Here is a 13,971-nt window from a genome sequence, read left to right as displayed (position 1 = left end):
CCGGCAAACATTGGCAACGGAACTACCCTGTGGAGGAGAATGGAAGATGTATGAAAGAGAGAAAGACCTCGTTGACGCGTTCATTCGCGGGCAGGTGGATCGTCGCGGCCTGATCAAGGGCCTCGGCGCGCTCGGCCTGACGGCCGCCATGGGCGGCACGCTGCTCGCCATGGCGCAGAGCCGCGCCATGGCCGCCGACTTCGACTGGCAGGCGCACAAGGGTAAGTCGCTCAAGCTCTTGCTCAACAAGCATCCCTATGCCGACGCCATGATCGCCAACCTGCAGGCCTTCAAGGACCTGACGGGGATGGAGGTCACCTATGACGTGTTCCCGGAAGACGTCTATTTCGACAAGGTGACGGCGGCGCTGTCGTCGGGCTCGTCGGAATATGATGCCTTCATGACCGGTGCCTACATGACTTGGACCTACGGCCCGGCCGGCTGGACCGAAGATCTCAACCAGTGGATCAAGGATCCAGCCAAGACCAGCCCGACCTATGCCTGGGACGACGTGCTTGAGGGCGTGCGCAAGTCCTGTGCCTGGAACGGCCAGCCCGGCGGCACGCTCGGCTCCGACGACGCCAAGCAGTGGTGCATTCCCTGGGGCTTCGAGCAGAACAACATCACCTACAACAAGGAGATGTTCGACAAGGTCGGCGTGCAGCCGCCGAAGGACCTCGACGACCTCGTCGCGGTGGCGGCCAAGCTGACCAAGGACGTCGGCAACAATGTCTACGGCGTCGGCGTGCGCGGCTCGCGCTCCTGGGCGACGATCCATCCCGGTTTCCTCTCGGCCTACGCCAACTTCGGCCAGAAGGACCTCAACGTCACCGACGGCAAGCTGTCGGCAGCCATGAACACGGCCGAATCGAAGGCCTTCCACGCCAAGTGGGTCGAGATGATCCAGAACAGCGGCCCGAAGGACTGGTCGACCTACACCTGGTATCAGGTCGGCACCGACCTCGGCGCCGGCGCCTCGGCGATGATCTTCGACGCCGACATCCTCGGCTATTTCCAGAACGGCGGCACCAAGGAAGCCGGCAAGCTCGCCTTCCACGGCTTCAAGGCCAACCCGGCGGCCGAGGCGCCGACGCCGAACATCTGGATATGGTCGCTGGCCATGTCGTCCTTCGCCAAGGACAAGGACGCCACCTGGTACTTCCTGCAGTGGGCCTCGAGCGTCGAGCACGCCATCTTCGGCGCCACCAAGCATGATTTCGTCAACCCGGTCCGCAACGCGGTCTGGAAGGACGAGATGTTCGTGGAGAAGCTGAAGAAGTACCCCGGCTATTTCGAGATGTTCACGGCCTCGGCTCCGGGCGCCTCGATCAAGTTCACGGCGCAGCCGCTGTTCTTCGACCTCACCACCGAATGGGCGGCGACGCTGCAGAAGATGGTGGCCAAGCAGGTGCCGGTGGACGAGGGTCTCGACCAGCTGGCGCAGAGCATCGACGGGCAGCTCAAGGACGCCGGCCTGGGCTGATCCGGGTCTCGGACCGGTCGCGGTGCGGCCGGTCCGAACGCCATGAAACCACCGTCTGGTACCAGCGGCGCAGTGCGCGGCTGACCGCCCGCCCGGCCGCCGCTCCCTGTCAGGCCGGCCGGGCGCCTCTTCAAATCCGGAGCCGTGAATGACCGCCGCCGCCACCGCCCGCGCACGACCGTCGGGTTTCCGCATCAGCAAGCGCGTGCTGCCCTATGTCCTCAGTTTGCCGGCTTTGCTCGTCTGCATCGGCATCCTGATCCCGTTCCTGACGGCCGCCTGGTACTCGCTGCACCGCTACCGGCTGAGCCAGCCCTGGGGCTACAAGTTCATCTGGTTCGACAATTACGCAGCCTTCTTCACCGATCCGAAATTCTGGAACACGCTGCAGATCTCGCTCACCTACGCGGCGACCACGGTGGTGCTGGAACTGCTGCTTGGCCTCGGCATCGCCTTGCTGCTGCAGAAGCGCACGACGCTGAACAACTTCATCTCGATCATGCTGCTGCTGCCGCTGATGACGGCGCCGGCGCTGGCCGCGCTGATGTGGAAGCTGATGACCAATCCCGGCTTCGGCATCCTGAGCTACCTGGCCGGCTTGATCGGGCTCCACGATTTCCGCTGGGCCTCGTCGCCGTCCACGGCGCTGTTCACGGTCGTGCTCGTCGACATCTGGGTCTACACGCCCTTCATCATGATCCTGCTGCTTGCCGGCCTGCGGTCGCTGCCGACGCAGCCCTTCGAGGCGGCCGCACTCGACGGCGTGCCGCGAACCTTCGTGTTCTTCCGCATCACCCTGCCGATGCTGACGCCCTACATCCTGACGGCGACGCTGTTCCGCCTGCTCGATTCCATCCAGCAGTTCGACATCATCTACGCCATGACCCAGGGCGGGCCGGGCGACACGCTGACGGTGTTCCAGGTCGAGGCCTATCTCAACTTCTTCCAGTCGACCAATGTCGGTCGGTCGGCGGCGCTGATGATCATCCTGTGGGCGATCACCTACTTCCTGTCGAACATCTTCATCAAGAACTGGCTGCGTCTGCGCGAGCGCGCCCGCGGCAACGGCTGAGGGGAGGCTGTCATGGAACATACGTCCACCCTCGAACGTGTGCTGCGCGGCGCAGCGCTGGCGCTGGTCGTCATCTTCTTCATGTTTCCGCTGTTCTGGATCTTCATGATGTCGTTCCAGACTAACGAGACGATCCTGCGCATTCCGCCGTCGATCGTGTTCGAGCCGACGCTGTCCAACTATGCGGCGCTGATCACCGGCCGGCTGGAGACGGCGGCCGGCACGCTGGAGATCAACTTCCTGCGCACCCTGTGGAACTCGGTCTTCCTGTCGGTAACCTCGGTGGCGGTGGCGCTGCTGCTTGGCGTGCCGGCGGCCTATGCCTTCGCCAGGCACAAGTTCCGCGGCTCCGAGGACATCGCCTTCACGCTTCTGTCCTTCCGTTTCGCGCCGCCGCTGCTGGTGCTGCTGCCGCTGACCATCTATTTCCAGCAACTCGGCCTTTCCAACACCTATTTCGGCCTGGTCTGGGTCTACCAGCTCATCTGCCTGCCGCTGATCCTGTGGATCGTGCGCGGCTATTTCGAGGACATTTCGGCCGACGTCGAATATGCCTATCGCATCGCCGGCCATTCGTGGTTCGCGACCTTCCGCAAGATCGCGCTGCCGCTCGCCGGGCCGGGCATCGCGGCGGCCGGCCTGCTCGCCTTCATCTTCGCGTGGAACAATTTCGTCTTCGCCCTGGTGCTCGCCTCGGCCGACAAACAACCGGTCACGGTCGGCGCGCTCGCCTTCGTCACCGCCAGCGGCATCCAGTACGGCCAGATCGCCGCGGCGATCGTGCTGTCGATCACGCCGACGCTGGCGCTCGCGCTCTACGCCCAGCGTTATCTGGTCGAGGGCCTGTCACTCGGCGCGGTCAAGGGGTAGCGGCATGGCAACGCTCGAACTGAAGAACATCGTCAAGCGCTACAAGGGTCAGGCCGTCCTCGACGACGTGACGCTGAAGGTTGCGGACGGCGAGACGGTCGTGCTGTTCGGCCCGTCCGGCGCCGGCAAGACCGTGCTCCTGCGCCTCATCGCCGGCGTGGTCGACCCCGACGAGGGCGCGATCCTCATCGGCGGCGAGGACGTCACCGACGTCGACGCGGAGTATCGCGGCGTCGGCATGGCGTTCCAGAATTTTGCGCTGTTCCCGCATATGAGCGCCTTCGACAACATCGCCACTCCGCTCGAGGCGAGGCGGCAGGCGCCTGGCGCCATCAAGGCGGGCGTGGAAAGCGTTGCGAAGCTGCTGAAGATCGACCACGTGCTCAGCCACAAGCCGCGTGCCCTCTCCAACGGCCAGAAGCAGCGCACCGCGCTCGGCCGGGCGCTGGCAGGCTCGCCGCCGGTGCTGCTGCTCGATGATCCGCTGCGCAATGTGGACGCAAAGCTGCGCTTCGAGATGCGGCTGGAGCTGCCGCGCCTGCTCGACACGCAGGGCGCGACGGTCGTCTACGTCACGCAGGACTACAAGGAAGCGATGGCGCTCGGCGACCGCATCGCTGTGATGTCGCAGGGCCGCATCCGCCAACTCGGCACGCCCGAGCAGATCTATCTCGAGCCCGCCACCATCGAGATCGCCCGGCTGTTCGGGGATCCGACCATCAATCTGCTCGACGTCAAGCCGGCCAAGGATGGACGCGGCGTCTATGTAGGCCTGTCCAACGTGCAGGTGCATCTGGCCGGTCCGTTCGAGCAGGCGGTGGGGCGCGACTGCGTGATCGGGCTGCGGCCGGAGGCGCTTTCGTTCGTGCGCGCCGACGCGCCGGCGGCGGTTCCGGTGACGGTTGAGGCGGAGACGCCGCTCAACGAGAAGACGGTTACGCTGGTGCGCACCGTGCGTGGCCGCGAGATCCTGGTGTCGCGTCCGGCCGGAACGCCGGGACCGGTGAGCGGCAATGCGCATATCGCCGTCAATCCGAAGAGCGCGCTGCTGTTCGACCGTGCCACCGGCGACCGGATCGGCGCGAACAAGGTGGTGGCGCTGAAGAGCGGAGAAGCGGCATGAGTGTTGATGCAGTCGACCTCGTTCAGCATCGTGCTCCTTCGCACCCCCCTCTGTCCTGCCGGACATCTCCCCCGCAAGGGGGGAGATTGGCAGCTTTGACGACGCTGTGCTTCCGGCAACGCCGGCGATTGGCGAAATCAATGCGGCCGGCTGATCTCCCCCCTTGCAGGGGAGATGTCCGGCAGGACAGAGGAGGGTGTCACAAGGAATCGACGGTGGAGACGTTCTCATGACCACCATCCTCTCCATCCAGAACGTCGACAAGTTCTACGGTCCGATCGACCGCGGTGTCCACGCCGTCAGGCAGCTCTCCATTGACATTCCCAAGGGCGAGATCGTCGCCCTGCTCGGCTCGTCCGGCTGCGGCAAGACATCGACGCTGCGCATGATCGCCGGCTTCGAGGAGGTATCGCGGGGCGCCATCGCCATCGCCGGGCGGCCGGTGCACATGCTGGCGCCGGTCAAGCGCAACGTCGCCATGGCATTCGAAGGCTATTCGCTCTATCCGCCGCTCACCGTGCGCGAGAACATCGGCTTCGCGCTCAAGGCGTCGCGGCTCGGCAAGGCGGCGGTCGAGAAGAAGGTGGCGGAGATCGCCGGGTTGCTCGAGATCGAGGACATCCTCGACCGCTATCCGAGCTCGATCTCCGGCGGCCAGCAGCAGCGCGCCAGCCTCGGCCGCGCACTGGTGCGCGATGCCGACCTGCATCTGCTCGACGAGCCGATGGGTCAGCTCGAGCCGCAATTGCGCGCCGTGCTGCGCGGCCGCATCAAGCATTTCATCAAGGAGCGCGGGCTGACGGCGATCCTGGTGACCCACGACCAGACCGAGGCCAACGCGCTGGCGGACCGCATCGCCGTGATGGAAGGCGGCGTGCTGCAGCAGTTCGACGCGCCGCAGACCATCAAGGAGCGGCCCGCCAATCTGTTCACCGGCACCTTCGTCGGCGAGCCGCCGATGAACGTGTTCGAGGCGTTCGTGACCGGCGAGAGCGACGGCATAAAACTGCGGCTGCCCGACGGCCTGGCGCTCGACTATGAGCAGGGTGCATTCGCCCGCGACGTGCGGGACGCGCTGCTGCGGCGCCAGCGCGTGGTCATCGGCATCCGCCCCTATGCGGTGCGCCGCGCCAGGGACGGCATGCCGGCCACCGTTTCCGCCAACCAGTGGCTCGGCGATCAGACCCATATCGCCGCCGACTTCGCCGGCGGCTCGCTGGTGCTGGTCGAGCATGACCGCACCCGGCTGGAGCGCGGCGAGCGGATCGGCATCCGCATCGATCCGCAGAACCTGCACGTCTTCGACGCCGGCTCGGGCGCGGCGATCTCGCACGGCGCGGAGCTCGCCTGATGTCGCGGTTGTCTGGATGGAAGTTTACCCCCACCCCTAGCCCCTCCCCTCAAGGGGGAGGGGGACTTTGCGGCCGCCATGCCGCACAAGACCGACGACAGTCGGTGCCCTGCGGAGCCGCAAGCCGGTCCCTCTCCCCTTTGAGGGGAGGGGCTAGGGGTGGGGGTGAATATCGAGCGACACGCCAGCAATCTGGAGCGACCGCATGAATGCCGCTCCGGACGTGCTCATCGGCATCGATGCCGGCACCTCGGTCATCAAGTCGGTGGCCTTCGACCTCTCCGGTCGGCAGATCGCCTGCACGGCGCTGCCGAACCGTTACGAGACGATACCCGGCGGCGGCGCCGAGCAGGATCTGGCGCGTACCTGGGCGGACGCCGCGACCACGCTGCGCCTACTCTGCGACGAGGTGCCGGATCTGGCGCGGCGCACGGCGGCGATCGCCGTCACCGGCCAGGGCGACGGCACCTGGCTGATCGACAGGGACGGCGAGCCGGTCGGCAAGGGCTGGCTGTGGCTCGACGCGCGCGCCGCCTCGATCGTCGAGGACATCCGCGCGCGTCCGGAGGACCGGCTGCGCTACGAAAGGACCGGCACGGGCCTCGCCGCCTGCCAGCAGGGCCCGCAGCTCAGGCTGATCGAGCGGACGACGCCGGAGCGCCTGCAGCGCGCCGCGACCGCCTTCCACTGCAAGGACTGGCTCTATTTCAAGCTCACCGGCGAGCGCGCCAGCGATCCGTCCGAGGGCTGCTTCACCTTCGGCGACTTCGCCGCCAGGCGTTATTCCGACGAGGTGATCGATATCCTCGGGCTGACGCATCTCAGCCGGCTGCTGCCGGAGATCGTCGACGGGGCTGCGCGAAGCACCGCGCTCACCAACGCCGCAGCCGGCATGACCGGGCTGCTGCCCGGCACACCCGTGGTGCTGGGCTATGTCGACGTCGCCTGCACGGCGCTGGGCGCGGGCCTGTTCGACCCCGCCGCCAGGCCGGGTTGTTCCATCATAGGCTCGACCGGCATGCATATGCGGCTCGCGGTCGGCGCCGACGACGTGCAGCTCAACAACGACCGCACCGGCTACACCATGTGCATGCCGGCGCCGGGCGTCTGTGCGCAGATGCAGTCGAACATGGCGGCGACGCTCAACATCGACTGGGTGCTGGGGCTGGCCGCCGGCATCCTCGCCTCGCAGGGCATCAGCCGCTCCTCCGCCGAGATGATCCCGCTGATCGACGAGTGGATCGCGACCTCCGAGCCGGCGTCGCTGCTTTACCAGCCCTACGTCTCCGAGGCGGGCGAGCGCGGGCCCTTCGTCGATGCCAACGCCCGCGCCGGCTTCATCGGCATATCGAGCCGGCACGGTTATGGCGACCTGGTGCGCGCCGTCTTCGAGGGCCTGGCCTTCGCCGCGCGCGACTGCTACGCGGCGGCCGGCCCGCTGCCGGGCGAGGTGCGGCTGACCGGTGGCGCCGCGCGCAGCAACGCGCTGCGACGGATTCTCGGCGCGGCTCTCGGGTCGAAGGTGCGCACCAGCAAGCGCGAGGAGGCGGGAGCGGCAGGCGCCGCGATGATCGCCGCCGTCTCCATCGGCCTCTACCCGTCGATGGAGGCCTGCGCGGCCGAATGGGTCGCGCCGCTGCTCGGCCCGGCCGAGGAGCCGGATGCGACACTGGCTGGCATTTACGAGAAAGCCTATCCCGCCTATGCGCAGGCGTGGCGGGCGCTGCGCCCGGTGTGGCGGACGATGGCGCGGGAGCACTGAAATGACACGCAAGATCGCGATCATCGGCGATCGTTTCATGCTGCCGGAGGTGTTTCGGCAGGAGATCGAGAAGGCCTGCGGCGACGGCCTCGACATCCGGACGCTGGAGCAGCCCTGGCCGGACGAGCCGATGGAGCACGGCTATGCGGTGAACGGCCTCGACGGGCTGAAGGAGTACTTTGGCGATCCCGACGACGTGGTCGGCTTCATCGGTGACGCCGAGGTCCTGGTGACGCAGCTCGCGCCGCTGTCGGACGGCATGATGAAGCGCCTGCCCGACCTCAGGCTGGTCGCCGTGTCGCGCGGCGGGCCGGTCAACATCGACATCGCCGCGGCGAGGCGCAATGGCATCAAGGTCGTCAACGTGCCCGGCCGCAACGCCAGCGCGGTCGCCGAGTTCACCCTCGGCGCGATCCTGGCCGAGACCCGGCTGATCCGCGTCGGCCACGAGTCGCTGCGCGCCGGCGAATGGCGCGGCGATCTCTACCGCGCCGACCGCACCGGCCGCGAGCTGTCGGAGATGACCGTCGGCGTGGTCGGCTACGGCAACATCGGCACCAAGGTGGTGAAGCTGCTGCGCGCCTTCGGCACCAAGGTGCTCGTCGCCGACCCCTATGTGCAGCTCAGCGCCGAGGACCGCAATGCCGGCGTCGAGCTGGTGGCGCTCGACGAGCTTCTGTCGCGCTCCGACGTGGTGACGCTGCATTCACGCGTGAGCGAGGAGACGAAGCACATCATCAACCGCGACACGATCGCAAAGATGAAGCCGGGCGTGATCTTCGTGAACACCGCACGCGGTCCGCTGGCCGACTACGATGCGCTCTACGAGGCGCTGGTGTCCGGCCATATCGGCAGCGCCATGCTGGAGACCTTCGCTGTCGAGCCGGTGCCGGCCGACTGGCCGCTGCTGAAGCTGCCCAACGTGACGCTGACCCCGCACATCGCCGGCGCCTCGGTGCGCACGGTGACCTATGCGGCGGAGAAGGCGGCCGAGGAGGTGCGGCGGTATCTGGCGGGGCAGCCGCCGGTCAATCCGTGTTGAGTGCCGGGCGATGGTTGCAGTAATAGAACGGTCACCGCCGGAGTACGGCCGCAGCGTTACGGCATGGATCCCAGGGTCTCCGCCTCCGCTTCGCTCCGGCTCTCGCCCTAGGATGACGAATGGGAGGGGTGCCTCCGCCAGTCTCCGACGTCGGCGATTGGCCGCAAAACCCTATTGTCATCGTAGGGCAGAGCCGGAGCGAAGCGGAGGCGGAGCCCCCGGGATCCATGCCGTACCGGTGCGGCCGTACTCCGGCGGTGAAAACAGAACCCCGGACCTTCGCCGCCCCTCATCCGGGGAGAAGAGTGCTGGCCGCGCCGCCGGCGGGTACCGTCCATGACCGAGCCCGACACAGTCGATCTCTTCGTCGTCGGCGGCGGCGTCAATGGCGCCGGCATCGCCCGCGACGCGGCGGGGCGCGGCCTGTCGGTGGTGCTCGCCGAGAAGGACGACCTCGCGCAAGGCACCAGCTCGCGTTCGGGAAAGCTGGTGCATGGCGGGCTGCGCTATCTCGAATATTACGAGTTCCGGCTGGTGCGCGAGGCGCTGATCGAGCGCGAGGTGCTGCTCAATTCGGCGCCGCACATCATCTGGCCGATGCGCTTCGTGCTGCCGCACAGCCCCGACGACCGGCCGGCCTGGCTGGTCCGGCTCGGCCTGTTCCTCTACGATCATCTCGGCGGCCGCAAGCGGCTGCCTGGCACGCGTACGCTGAACCTGCGCACCGCGCCCGAGGGCGCGCCGATCGAGTCGGCTTTCACGAAAGCATTCGAATATTCTGACTGCTGGGTCGACGATGCCCGGCTGGTCGTCCTCAACGCGCTTGATGCGCGTGAGCGCGGCGCGCGCGTGATGACGCGCACCGCCTGCGTCTCGGCCCGCCGCGAGGGCGGCGCCTGGCTTGTCGAGACGCGCCACGGCCGCACCGGCGTCCGGCAGACCTGGCGGGCACGCGCGCTGGTCAACGCCGCCGGACCATGGGTGAACGACGTCATCGGCCATGTCGCCGGGGTGAACGCCGCGCGCGCCGTGCGCCTGGTCAAGGGCAGCCACATCGTCGTGCCGAAGTTCTGGGAAGGCCGGCAGGCCTATCTCGTGCAGAACACCGACAAGCGGGTGATCTTCATCAATCCCTATGAAGGCGACCTGGCGCTGATCGGCACCACCGACATTCCCTATTCCGGCCGGCCGGAGGACGTCGTGGCCGGCGAGGACGAGATCGCCTACCTGATCAAGGTCGTGAACCGCTACTTCAAGCGCAAGCTTACGCGTGACGATGTGATCCACAGCTTCTCCGGCGTGCGGCCGCTCTACGACGACAACGCCGACAATCCGAGCGCGGTGACGCGCGACTACATCTTCGAGCTCGACGCCAGGGCCGGCGAGGCGCCGCTGCTCTCCGTCTTCGGCGGCAAGATCACCACCTTCCGCAAGCTGTCGGAGCATGCGCTGGAGAAGCTGAAGCCGTTCTTCCCGGCGATGCGCGGCAATTGGACCGCGGCGGCGCATCTTCCGGGAGGCGACCTGGCCGACGCGGACTTCGACCGGTTTCTTGGCGGGTTGCGCACCGCCTATCCGTGGCTGCCGGTCTCGCTGGCGAAGCACTATGCCCGCCTCTACGGGACGCGCACCGCCGCGCTGGTCGGCCGTGCCAAGTCGCTGGCCGATCTCGGCCGCCGCTTCGGCCCGGATTTCTACGAGCGCGAAGCGGCGTTCCTGACGGAAACGGAGTGGGCCGAGACGGCCGAGGATATTCTGGTGCGGCGCACCAAGCACGGGCTGCACCTCGACGATGAGGAGCGGGCCGCCTTCGAGGACTGGTGCGCCGGACGGCTGGCAAAGGCAGGATGATGACGGGGTTCAGGAATGATCGGGCCGCCGCGGAGTTCGCGGCGTTGAGGGCATTGTCGGCGCGCGTAGGCGCTGATCCGCTGCTGGTGCAGGCGGCGGGCGGCAACACCTCGCTGAAGGACGACGGCGTGCTGTGGATCAAGGCCTCCGGCACCTGGCTGATGCATGCCGGGCGCGACGACATCTTCGTGCCGGTAAAGATGCCGCCGCTGCTTCAGGCGGTGGCGGACCTCGACCCGGCGGCGGAGAAGGCCGAAGCCTTCGTCGTCGCCGACCTCAATCCGCTGGGGCTGAGGCCCTCCATCGAGACTACCGTGCATGCGCTGATGCCGCAGCGTGTCGTCGTCCATGTGCATTGCGTCGAGACCATTTCGCTCGCCGTGCGGTCGGATGCCGAGACCGTGGTCGGTGAGCGGCTGCGCGGGCTCGATTGGGTCTTCGTCCCTTATTGCCGGCCGGGCTTGCCGCTGGCGCGCGCCATCGCCGAGCGGCGGGGGCGGGAGACGAACGTCCTCGTCCTCGGCAACCACGGACTGGTGGTGGCGGCCGACACGGTGGCGGAAACGGAAGACCTGCTCGCCCGCGTCTGCGATCTACTGGCGCGGACACCGCGCCCGGCGCCCCAGGCCGATACGGACGCGCTGCTCCGGCTGGCCGCAGGCAGCAACTATCGGCTGCCGGCATCGCCCGAAGCGCATGCGGCGGCGAGCGATCCGGCGAGCTGCCAGATCGCAGCCGGCGGAACGCTCTACCCGGATCATGTGATCTTCCTCGGCGAGGGGTCGGTCGTCGCCGCGCCGGGCGAGACGGCGCAGGCCGTTGTGCACCGGCTTGCCGCCGAAGGGCGCGACGCACCGATGTCGATCCTGTTCCCCGGCAAGGGCGTGCTGATGCGCAACGACGCCAATGCCGGCGCCGAGGCGCTGGCCCGCTGCCTCGCCGACGTCACGGCGCGCATCGACGAGCATGCCAGCCTGCACTATCTCGGCGCCGCCGACGCCCACCAGCTTCTCAACTGGGATGCCGAGAAATACCGACAGGAGCTGACCCGCCGCATGGAAGCCGCCCGGCAATGAGCCTCGTCGTCGGCATCGATGTCGGCACGTCGGGCGTGCGCGCCGTGGCGATGGACCCGTCGGGCACCGTCGCCGCGCAGGCCGGCACCAGAATGGCAGAGCATGGCGAAAACGGCCGCGACCCGGCGGTATGGCTGCGCGCGCTGCAGGCTGCACTCGGCGATCTGCTGTCGCGCATCGATCCTGCTGCGGTCGTGGCGCTCGCTGTCGACGGCACCTCCGGCACCATGCTGCCGATCGACCGCGACGGGCGGCCGCTGACCGATGCATTGATGTATTCCGATCCGGTCGCGGACGCCGGCATTCTCGCGGCGATCGCCGCGGCGGCGCCCGCCGAGAGCGCCGCGCACGGGCCGACATCCGGCCTCGCCAAGGCGATGCGTTTCGGCAAGACGCTGACGCCGTGGAGGGTCATCCATCAGGCCGACTGGATCGCCGGCCAGCTTTCCGGCCGGTTCGACGTCAGCGACGAGAACAACGCGCTGAAGACCGGATACGACCCGGTGGCGCGGCGCTGGCCTGACTGGATCGCGGCGGCCGGCGCCGACCCGGACCTGCTGCCCGAGGTGGTGGCACCGGCAACACCGGTCGGCCGCGTCGATGCGCGGGAGGCCCGGCGCTTCGGCCTGCCGTCGCAGGCGATCGTCGTGGCCGGCACGACGGATGGCTGCGCCTCCTTCCTAGCGACCGGTGCTGCCGTGATCGGCGACGGCGTGACGGCGCTCGGCTCCTCGCTGACGGTGAAGGTGCTGTCGGACAAGCCGATCTTCTCGCCCCGCTTCGGGCTCTACAGCCACCGCATCGGCGACCGCTGGCTGGCCGGCGGGGCCTCCAACACCGGCGGCAAGGTGCTGGCCCACTATTTCCCGGTCGAGTGGATCGTGGCGCTGTCGGAGCGGATCGATCCGGAGCGGCGGAGCGGCCTCGACTACTATCCGCTGCTCGGCAACGGCGAGCGGTTTCCGGTCGCCGACCCCGAGCTTGCGCCCCGCATGGAGCCGCGGCCCGACGACGACAGTCTGTTCCTGCATGGCATCCTGGAAGGCATCGCCGGTATCGAGGCGCGCGCCTACGCATTGCTCGCCGAACTCGGCGGACCGAGGCTCGCATCGCTGCGCAGTGTCGGCGGCGGCGCGGCGAATCCTGTCTGGACCGCAATTCGCCGGCGCCGGCTCGATGTGCCCTTCCTGCCGGCGCTATCCGAGGAAGCGGCTGCCGGAACGGCGCGGTTGGCGCTGCAGGGCGCGCGCGCCGAGGGATTGCTGTGAGCACCGCGGCAAAAGCAGCCGGGACGACCGGCCTAGCCGAACTGGCGGCGTGCTACGACGTCTTCTTCGTCGACCAGTTCGGCGTGCTGCATGACGGCAGCGCCGCCTACCCCGGTGCCATCGAGGCGCTGGCGCGGCTGAAGGCGGCAGGCAAGACGGTGGTGCTGCTCTCCAACTCCGGCAAGCGCGCCAGGCCCAACGAGGAGCGCATGGCCCGGCTGGGCTTCGATCCCGCTTCCTGGGACGTCTTCGTCAGCTCCGGCGAGGTGGCCTGGAAGGTTTTTGCCGGCGAGATGGGTGAGCCGCGGCTCGCCCCCGGCACGAAATGCCTGCTGATTGCCCGCGACGGCGACAGGAGTGCGGTCGAAGGACTCGGCCTCGACATCGTGAATGATACGGCGGCGGCCGAGATCGTGCTGCTCAGCGGCAGCGAGGGCGACCGCTTTCCGCTCGAGCATTATGCCGGGTTGCTTGCGCCGGCGGCGAAAGGCGGCGCGCGGCTCGTCTGCACCAATCCCGACAAGATCATGCTGACCGCCGTCGGCCCGCGCTTCGGCGCCGGCCGCATCGCCGAGCTCTATGCCGAGCTCGGCGGCACGGTCGAATGGATCGGAAAGCCGTATCCCGCAATCTACGAAGCGGCGCTGAAATTGGTCGGCGACCCCGAAAGGGCCCGCGTCGTCGGCATAGGCGACAGCATCGAGCACGACATCGCCGGCGCGAAAGGCGCTGGCTTGGCCGCGGCCCTGGTCAGATCGGGCGTTCTGGCCGATCTCGCGCCGGAGGGACTGGAGGCGCTCTATGGCGAGCATGGCGCGCGGCCGGACCATCTCCTCGCCTCGTTCGCCTTTTGATCGCAAGAAACCGTCTCGCACGCTTGCCGGACCCGAACCGCTGGCGAATTGCGCCGCCACGGTGGCCGAAGTTGCAACTGGCCGGCTCCTTAACCACCCGTAAACCTTCACTCGACTGTCACATCATGCCCCTAGGTTGAAGCGACAAGTTGATGGGGGCGTCGCGTGTCGGGATTTTTCTTTGCGTTTCGGCCGGACGGTCGGCGGGGCTGGCCGTTG

Annotated in this window: 11 protein-coding genes; all 11 read left to right on the top strand. The window is 67.9% G+C overall.

The window, feature by feature from the left end; all coding sequences use genetic code 11:
* The first annotated feature begins 46 nt into the window (after positions 1–46).
* The 11 genes from C7I84_RS21855 to C7I84_RS21800 all read left to right on the top strand — a co-directional run bounded on the left by C7I84_RS21855 (position 47) and on the right by C7I84_RS21800 (position 13,752).
* Entirely contained in the window at positions 47–1,483 is a 1,437-nt protein-coding gene (locus C7I84_RS21855; RefSeq protein WP_106774340.1) for an ABC transporter substrate-binding protein, read from the top strand.
* A 148-nt stretch (positions 1,484–1,631) separates the two neighbouring features.
* Positions 1,632–2,555 carry a carbohydrate ABC transporter permease gene (locus C7I84_RS21850; protein WP_106774339.1) on the top strand — a complete coding sequence of 308 codons (924 nt, stop codon included), beginning with the start codon at positions 1,632–1,634 and terminating at the stop codon, positions 2,553–2,555.
* Between the two features lie 12 nt (positions 2,556–2,567).
* Positions 2,568–3,425, top strand: coding sequence for a carbohydrate ABC transporter permease (locus tag C7I84_RS21845; RefSeq protein ID WP_106774338.1), 858 nt, complete (start codon positions 2,568–2,570; stop codon positions 3,423–3,425).
* A gap of 4 nt (positions 3,426–3,429) precedes the next feature.
* Entirely contained in the window at positions 3,430–4,548 is a 1,119-nt protein-coding gene (locus C7I84_RS21840) for an ABC transporter ATP-binding protein (protein WP_106774337.1), read from the top strand.
* A gap of 229 nt (positions 4,549–4,777) precedes the next feature.
* Positions 4,778–5,899, top strand: coding sequence for an ABC transporter ATP-binding protein (locus tag C7I84_RS21830; RefSeq protein WP_106774336.1), 1,122 nt, complete (start codon positions 4,778–4,780; stop codon positions 5,897–5,899).
* 205 nt (positions 5,900–6,104) lie between these two features.
* Positions 6,105–7,661 carry an FGGY-family carbohydrate kinase gene (locus tag C7I84_RS21825; RefSeq protein ID WP_106774335.1) on the top strand — a complete coding sequence of 519 codons (1,557 nt, stop codon included), beginning with the start codon at positions 6,105–6,107 and terminating at the stop codon, positions 7,659–7,661.
* Position 7,662: 1 nt separating this feature from the next.
* Positions 7,663–8,703: a 2-hydroxyacid dehydrogenase gene (locus C7I84_RS21820; protein ID WP_106774334.1), complete on the top strand. Its 1,041-nt coding sequence runs from the start codon at positions 7,663–7,665 to the stop codon at positions 8,701–8,703.
* 336 nt (positions 8,704–9,039) lie between these two features.
* Positions 9,040–10,554, top strand: a complete 1,515-nt coding sequence (locus C7I84_RS21815) for a glycerol-3-phosphate dehydrogenase (protein WP_106774333.1) — start codon at positions 9,040–9,042, stop codon at positions 10,552–10,554.
* Positions 10,554–11,630, top strand: a complete 1,077-nt coding sequence (locus tag C7I84_RS21810) for a class II aldolase/adducin family protein (RefSeq protein WP_106774390.1) — start codon at positions 10,554–10,556, stop codon at positions 11,628–11,630. The genes C7I84_RS21815 and C7I84_RS21810 overlap by 1 nt, the downstream gene beginning before the upstream one ends.
* Positions 11,627–12,898 carry an FGGY-family carbohydrate kinase gene (locus tag C7I84_RS21805; RefSeq protein WP_106774332.1) on the top strand — a complete coding sequence of 424 codons (1,272 nt, stop codon included), beginning with the start codon at positions 11,627–11,629 and terminating at the stop codon, positions 12,896–12,898. Before C7I84_RS21810 ends, C7I84_RS21805 begins: the two co-directional genes overlap by 4 nt.
* Positions 12,895–13,752: a TIGR01459 family HAD-type hydrolase gene (locus tag C7I84_RS21800; RefSeq protein ID WP_106774331.1), complete on the top strand. Its 858-nt coding sequence runs from the start codon at positions 12,895–12,897 to the stop codon at positions 13,750–13,752. Before C7I84_RS21805 ends, C7I84_RS21800 begins: the two co-directional genes overlap by 4 nt.
* Positions 13,753–13,971 lie beyond the last annotated feature (219 nt).

The organism is Kumtagia ephedrae (genome assembly GCF_003012745.1).
GTDB lineage: Bacteria > Pseudomonadota > Alphaproteobacteria > Rhizobiales > Rhizobiaceae > Kumtagia > Kumtagia ephedrae.
This window is presented reverse-complemented; position numbering and strand designations above follow the sequence as displayed.

What these genes read in the sequence shown, in the direction of transcription:
- C7I84_RS21840 (WP_106774337.1), top strand. Translation starts at nt 3,430, where the DNA reads ATGGCAACGCTCGAACTGAAGAACATCGTCAAGCGCTACAAGGGTCAG.
- C7I84_RS21815 (WP_106774333.1), top strand. Translation starts at nt 9,040, where the DNA reads ATGACCGAGCCCGACACAGTCGATCTCTTCGTCGTCGGCGGCGGCGTC.
- C7I84_RS21855 (WP_106774340.1), top strand. Translation starts at nt 47, where the DNA reads ATGTATGAAAGAGAGAAAGACCTCGTTGACGCGTTCATTCGCGGGCAG.
- C7I84_RS21825 (WP_106774335.1), top strand. Translation starts at nt 6,105, where the DNA reads ATGAATGCCGCTCCGGACGTGCTCATCGGCATCGATGCCGGCACCTCG.
- C7I84_RS21805 (WP_106774332.1), top strand. Translation starts at nt 11,627, where the DNA reads ATGAGCCTCGTCGTCGGCATCGATGTCGGCACGTCGGGCGTGCGCGCC.
- C7I84_RS21845 (WP_106774338.1), top strand. Translation starts at nt 2,568, where the DNA reads ATGGAACATACGTCCACCCTCGAACGTGTGCTGCGCGGCGCAGCGCTG.
- C7I84_RS21830 (WP_106774336.1), top strand. Translation starts at nt 4,778, where the DNA reads ATGACCACCATCCTCTCCATCCAGAACGTCGACAAGTTCTACGGTCCG.
- C7I84_RS21820 (WP_106774334.1), top strand. Translation starts at nt 7,663, where the DNA reads ATGACACGCAAGATCGCGATCATCGGCGATCGTTTCATGCTGCCGGAG.
- C7I84_RS21810 (WP_106774390.1), top strand. Translation starts at nt 10,554, where the DNA reads ATGACGGGGTTCAGGAATGATCGGGCCGCCGCGGAGTTCGCGGCGTTG.
- C7I84_RS21850 (WP_106774339.1), top strand. Translation starts at nt 1,632, where the DNA reads ATGACCGCCGCCGCCACCGCCCGCGCACGACCGTCGGGTTTCCGCATC.